5 protein-coding genes are annotated in these 6,490 nt (G+C 57.4%); 4 read left to right on the top strand and 1 reads right to left on the bottom strand.

The window, feature by feature from the left end; all coding sequences use genetic code 11:
- The 3 genes from icmH to ITX55_RS17370 all read left to right on the top strand — a co-directional run.
- Positions 1-1,278, top strand: a 1,278-nt coding sequence (gene icmH / locus ITX55_RS17380; protein ID WP_223085234.1) for a type IVB secretion system protein IcmH/DotU, incomplete at its 5' end; no start/stop codon positions are given.
- Positions 1,279-1,313: 35 nt separating this feature from the next.
- Complete coding sequence (gene tssM / locus ITX55_RS17375; protein WP_147838481.1) at positions 1,314-4,793, top strand: type VI secretion system membrane subunit TssM; 3,480 nt, start codon at positions 1,314-1,316, stop codon at positions 4,791-4,793.
- A 25-nt stretch (positions 4,794-4,818) separates the two neighbouring features.
- A complete protein-coding gene (locus ITX55_RS17370; protein ID WP_033632662.1) occupies positions 4,819-5,172 on the top strand; it encodes a DUF6277 family protein in 354 nt (117 codons plus the stop codon).
- Between the two features lie 265 nt (positions 5,173-5,437).
- Here the strand turns inward: ITX55_RS17370 and ITX55_RS17365 are convergent, their stop codons facing one another.
- Positions 5,438-5,665: a hypothetical protein gene (locus tag ITX55_RS17365; protein WP_004935320.1), complete on the bottom strand. Its 228-nt coding sequence runs from the start codon at positions 5,663-5,665 to the stop codon at positions 5,438-5,440.
- Between the two features lie 245 nt (positions 5,666-5,910).
- Here ITX55_RS17365 and ITX55_RS17360 point away from each other — a divergent pair, with 245 nt between their 5' ends.
- Complete coding sequence (locus tag ITX55_RS17360; RefSeq protein WP_004935318.1) at positions 5,911-6,201, top strand: hypothetical protein; 291 nt, start codon at positions 5,911-5,913, stop codon at positions 6,199-6,201.
- Positions 6,202-6,490 lie beyond the last annotated feature (289 nt).

Raw genomic sequence — 6,490 nt, 5'->3', positions numbered from 1 at the left:
CGCGCCGGCGAGCGCCCGGCCGAGGCGGCGCCGACCTCGAGCGGGCTGTTCGGCCGCGCCGCGCTGAGCAAGCCCGGCGTGATGATGGGCCATTGGGACAACCCGCTGATCGCCGCCGCTATCCCGGTCCTGCTGCAGGTAGAGCGGGTGCGCGATCAGAAACAGCTGAATCCGGGCGCGGTGCGCGCGCAGATCGTGCGCGAGATCCAACAGTTTCAGCAGACGCTGCTGGCGGATCACATCGCGCCGAGCGATGTGGACAAGCTGGCCTATCTGCTGTGCTCCTACGTGGATGAGTGCTGCATGAGCACGCTCGAATCCGGCGAACTGAATCTCAGCCTGCTGGTGGAGTTTTATCGCGACGCCTGGGGCGGGGAAAAGTGCTTCGAGCACCTGCAGGCCTATCTGGCCGCCTCGCCGCGCAACAAGGAGATCCTGGCGTTTTACGATCTGATCCTGTCGCTGGGCTTCGAAGGGCAATACCACGTGATGGAACGCGGCGCGGTGCTGTTGGCCGACGTGCGCAACCGTCTTGACGGCTATCTGTACAGCCAGAACCCGACGCAGACGCTGGCCGATGCCGAGCCGAGCAACGTGGTGCGCAAGGCGACCCGCATCACGCCGCTGAAGCTGCTGTGCTACGGCCTGGCCATCGCGCTGCTGGCGTATGCCTCGGCCGCCTGGTATCTGCACGATCAGTCCCGCGCGCTGCGCAACGCCATTTTGGCCTGGACGCCGCCGCAGCCGCGCAAAATCAACATCATGGAGACGCTGCCGCAGCCGCTGCCGCAAATCCTCAGCGAAGGGTGGCTGGAGGTGCGCGCCGATCCGCGCGGCTGGCTGTTGATCTTCACCTCCGACGGCGCATTTGCCACCGGGCAGTCGAAGCTGTCGGAAGAGTTTAAAAAGAAACGCAACATCGAGCGTTTGGGGGAAGCGCTGGCGCCGTGGCCGGGCGATCTGGAGGTCATCGGGCATACCGACAACAAACCGTATCGCAACACCTCCAACAACTCCAACCTGAAACTGTCCGAGGCTCGCGCGCAGACGGTCGCCGACAAGCTGCGCGAATCCTTGGCCAACAGTAAATACAACCGCACCGTGACATCGGTCGGCAAGGGCGATCAGGAGCCGCTGGACGACAACGCGACGGAAGAAGGGCGCCGCCGCAACCGCCGCGTGGACATCCTTTGGAAAATCGGCGAGAGGGAGATGGCTTCACCGTCTGCAACGTTAAATCAGGCAGGGGTAGCCGCCGAGGTCCCCGAGGATAACTAAGACATCCGCCGGCGTAGAGATAATAAGGAAATTATATGATACGTAGATCATTCATATTGGTGATTGCCTTGCTGCTGTGTGCGGTGGTGTGGTGGATTGGGCCGTTGATCGCCATCGGCACCTATCGGCCGCTGCTGTCGGTCTGGGTCAGGGGCATCATCATCACGCTGATCCTGTGCTGGGCGCTGTGGCCGTTCGTGGCGACGTTCTTATCCTGGGTGTTCCGCCACGCGCGAGCGCCGGCCCCGGCCAAACGCAAGACCGCCCAGCGAGATCGCGTGACCTCGCGCTTTTACGACGCCTTGCGCACCTTGCAGTACGTCGGCACGGCGAAGCAGCGCACCCCTTGGCAGCGCTTCAAATACCGCCTGACGCGCCGTTACGTCAGCGAAAAGCCGTGGTTTCTGGTCATCGGGCCGCCGGGCAGCGGCAAAACCTCGCTGATCGGCGAAAGCGGCGAACGCTTCTTGCTGGCCGAGCACTATGGCCTGCAGCAGACGGTGGACGTCGGGCCGACCCAGGATTGCAACTGGTGGCTGGCGGAGAATTCGGTGTATGTCGACACCTCCGGCGAATGGCTGCAGTTGAACGGCCTGGGGGAAGAGGGCGCCAGGGCGCGCGACACCCTGTTCAAACTGATCCGCCGCCATCGCCGCCATCCGGGCATCGACGGCATCATGCTGTGTCTGGATGCGCGTTGGTTGCTGCACGCCTCGCTGACGGAGAGAAAGTCGGTCGCCGACGCGCTGCGCGTGCGCCTGCTGGAGATGGCCTCGTGGTTCCGCAGCGAGCTGCCGGTCTATCTCACCATCAGCCACCTCGATCAACTGGTCGGCGGCGAGACCTTCCTGTCCATGCTGGGTGACGATCTGTTGCAAAAAGGCATGGGCTTCAGCCTGAACCGCGCCGAACAGGGAGAAACCCCCTTCGAGCAGTATGAAACCCTCTACCGGGAGATGGTGGCGCGCGTCAGCCATCACGTGCTCGAACTGTTGCACGATGCGCCGGACGGCCAAAACCGCCAACAGCTGCTGTTCTTCACCGAATCGCTCGGGTCGCTGGGCAACCCGTTGTATTCCCTGTTAGAGCAGATCTTCCCGCAAACGCCGGTGGGCTATGCCTGCCATCTGCAGCAGGTGTGGCTGGGCAGCACCATCGCCTTGCCGCCGCAGGGGGCGATCTACAACGCGGAAGCGGCGGATATCTATGAAGCTCGCCCGACCGGGCGCATTTATCACCCGGAGCTGGATTACGCCCGGCAAGAACGCGGGGTGATGCAGCAGTCTTCGCACGCCAGGCCGCTCGGCAGCCGCATGAGCTCCCTGGGCCGCTATGTGCTGGTGCTCATTCTGTTGGCGGTCTCGTTTAACCTGCTGGCGATGCGTTACCTGTGGGAGAGCGATTACATCTCCTACATTGCGGCGCGCTTCGATGAGACAAAGCGCATCGTGCGCGAAATTCCGGTGACTAACCGCGTCAGCGACGATGTCATTTCCGCCTATGAGCAGCTGGGGTACATGAACGCGCAATTGGGCGGCGAAGTGTCGCCGGTGCCGAATCCCTATTTCGAGCACAAGCTGATCAACAGCGCGGCGCAAAAAACCTACCAACGCCATTTGCTGCAGATCTTCTGGCCGGCGGTGGAAAACTATATCGCGGACGAACTCAAGAATGACGTCTCGGCGTCCAACAAGGACGTCTACGGCACCCTGAAAGTGTACCTGATGATGGGCGAACCTTCGCACCGCTCCGCCGAAGCCTTGGTCGACTGGTTCATGGCGCGCTGGGAAACCTTTATGCCGCAGGGTTACACCGACATGAACAAAGGCATCTTTGCTTACCATCTGCGGGAGATGTTCTCTTTGCCGGACGCACCGGTCATGAAGATGAACGGCGATCTGCTGCGCCTGGCGCGGGTGAAAGCGATGAACATTCCGATGCAGGTGCGGGTGGTGCGCCGCATCGAAGAGAAACCGTTGCCGGCGGCGATCAACGATATTTCGTTAGCCGACGCCGCCGGGCCGAACGTCTCCTTGATGCTGCGCCGCAAGAGCCAGGCGACGGTCACCGATACCGCCGTGCCGGGGTTCTATACCCGCGCCAGCTATCGCGACGTTTTCTTGGCGCAGCTCGATGACGCCGCCAAGGACATGATCGAAGAAGAGTCCTGGGTGCTGCGCGACAGCGCGGAAGGGAAAAACGCGGTGAACTCGCTGGCCTCGGCGCAGAAGCTGGCCGACGAGGCGAGGAAGCTATACCTCATCGAGTATGCCGACAAATGGGATGCTTTCATGCGCGACGTGCGCGCCCGGCCGGTCAACGGGCTTGAGGATGCGGCGATCCTGGCGCGTCAACTGTCCGACCCTTCTTCCCCGCTGGCCAATCTGGTGCGCTTCGCCGCGCGCGAAACCAGCATGACCGGCACCAACCAGGGCGATGCGGCAAGCTGGTTCGATCGCCAGCGCAATCGCATCGAGCAGCAGCGGCGCGACATCCTCGGCGAGATTTCCGGCGAGCGCGCGCGTTTTCGTCTCACGCCGGAACGCGCGGTGGAAGATCGCTTCGAGCTGCTGCGCCGTCTGGGCTATCAGCTGTTACAGACCACCAACGCCAGCAACGATCCGCTGAGCCGCAGTTTCGAAGCGCTGTACAGCCAGTTGACCACCTTGTCCACCTCGCTGCGCGGCGGCCAGGTGGTGCCCGCCGGAGGCACGCTGAAGCGTCTGCAGTTGGATGCGGCGCGCCAGCCGGAACCGGTGCGCAGCGTGATGATGGATCTGTTGCAGGTCGGGGACAGCCAGACTATTCAGCAGAGCCAAAAGAACCTGAGCAAAGGCGCTTCGTCGCTGGCCTCCGGCTTGTGCAAGAGCAGCATCAGCGGGCGTTATCCGTTCTCGCGCAACGCCAGAGCGGAGGTCGGCATCGAGGACTTCTCGCGCATGTTTGGCCAAAGCGGCGCGATGCAGCAGTTCTTCGATGAGAACCTGGCCCCTTATGTGGACGTCAACGCGCAGAAATGGAATGCCAAACCGGGTTCAGAGGGGATCGTCAATGCCAGCACGCTGGGCGCGTTTGAAAATGCCCGCCTGATCCGCGACACCTTCTTCACCGCCGGCGACAAGCTGTCCTTCTCCATGTTCATCAGGCCGTTGTCCCTGACGCCGACCATTACGGAAGCGACCCTGGATATCGATGGGCAGGTGATTAACTACAGCCATGGCTTCAGCCAGCCTACCCGTATCGATTGGCCGGGCCCGAAAGGCGGCAGCTATGTTCGACTCACCTTCCGCACCGGCACCGGCCAGATCCAGGTCGCCAGTTTCGACGGGCCCTGGGCCTTGTTCCGAATGTTCGACGCCAGCAATCCCGTGCCGCTCGCCAGCGACAGGCGAGAGCTGACGATGTCGATGTCGTCGGTGGTGGGCGTGCTCAAACTGGAATTGCGCTCGACGATGAAAGATTTCCCACTTTGGTCACGGGCGTTGCGAGGATTCTCGTGCCCGAAAGCGATGTAAACACAACCGTAAAGAGGTGATAAACATGTTAGATCCAGCCAAAATTTTAGAAACCATGAAGGCCGGCGGCAATTTGGGCACCAATTCCCAATCGTCGCTGAGTCAACCGTTTATGCAAGGCGTCAGCAATATTCAAATGTCGGGGCCGGATGCGGCCAAGTCGGTCATGAGTAATGTGACAAAATCTTGCGATGATATGTTCGGCAATATGAAGGGCATTTTTAATGGTCTGCAATCGAATGTGAACGCACACCAAAAAATGCAAACGAGCGAGCAGCCGAAAGATTTTAATGTTTCCATGGACGATCTTCGTCCGGCGATTGCGAAAGGGTTCCCGCACGAAATGGCGGACTTCTTTTCCAAAGTGCCGAAACTGTAATCAAAAACTCGATGGATAAAATACCGGGAGGCGGAAATGCCTCCTGGTATTCACAAGGAGTGTTGCGATGATCTATGACTGGATGCTCAAAAACGCCAATAAACGCATGGGTTTTTTTATCATGGTGATACCCAGCCTGTTTTTTTGGATATTGGTTTTTCTGACCTTATCTATTTTTTGATTCTTTGATGTAAAAAAAAGCACCCGCGAAGGTGCTTAAAATGAAGCGAATTAAAAAATAGGAAGGGATGATTATGAGTTGTTATTACAGTTTAGAGATGATCTGCAATCCGCTGGAAATCAGCGCATCGACGGCCAGACCAATACCTTTACCGATGGTGCCGACAACGGTTTTGGCATCCGGGTTAACACCGGCAATCGCGGAAATGGTATCAATACCTGTACCTACCGCACTGCCAATCAGTGTGCCTACGTCACCAAAAAAACCAGCACCGTTAACTTGTTCAATTTCTACTGCGGATAGTTCTTTCATGATTGAAACTCCTTTTTCAGTTAGCCCTTTACTTCAGGCAATTTCATTATTGCAAATCAGGTCATTTTTTCAATAAAACTCGCGCTGTTTTTTTATACTATTGTGTTTTTTGTTAGATTGATTTTGCATCGTTAGATTATATATTGCCGAAGCCTGGGTTTTTATATATTACTCGCCTTGAACGGCGGCGGTTTTATGAGGTTATTATTTTAAATCGGAATGATATATACCAGAAGGGAGACCTTATGAAGGTATTGACGACGCCGGAAAGACCTTTCCGGTATGATGAGCTTGCGGATAAAATCATCCGGGAGGCCAGGAGCCGCTTGGGCTGCGCCGTTCTGCGGTTTTTAGACTGCATGATCCTGGGTTATGGCCCGCCGGTGATAGTCTTTGATATCTATAATAATCACGGTAAGTTGCAAACGTTCAAAGTCATTCTTCCTCTTGGGAGCGACAAGCAGCTAAAAAAAGATCACCTCGGGTTGGTTTCCTGCCTGGAGGCTAAAAAATTGATGAGGATAAAAAAAATATAAATCATCCCGCTCGTCAACGATGCCGCGTTATCTTTCTGCGCTGCGCATCACTCCTGAAAAATCGTTACTCCTACCAGGCATTTCTTGCGCGGGCGGCCGATGGGTTCGCCTTCTTCTTTTTTGTTGCCGTCGACATGAAAGGGCGGGAATCACTTACTGCCATAAAGTGTAGCTTTTTTTTATGCAATTTTTTTACAATAAAATGAATATGGTTATACTCTGTTTAATAGGGTCTGCGATGACCCCGCCGCCTCGTGCGAAAAAAGCATTATCCTGCCTTTATCATAAG

Source organism: Serratia sp. EWG9 (assembly GCF_019913725.1).
GTDB classification, from domain to species: Bacteria; Pseudomonadota; Gammaproteobacteria; order Enterobacterales; family Enterobacteriaceae; genus Serratia; species Serratia ureilytica.
The sequence above is the reverse complement of the archived record's forward strand: the minus strand, read 5'-3'. Positions and strand labels throughout refer to the sequence as shown.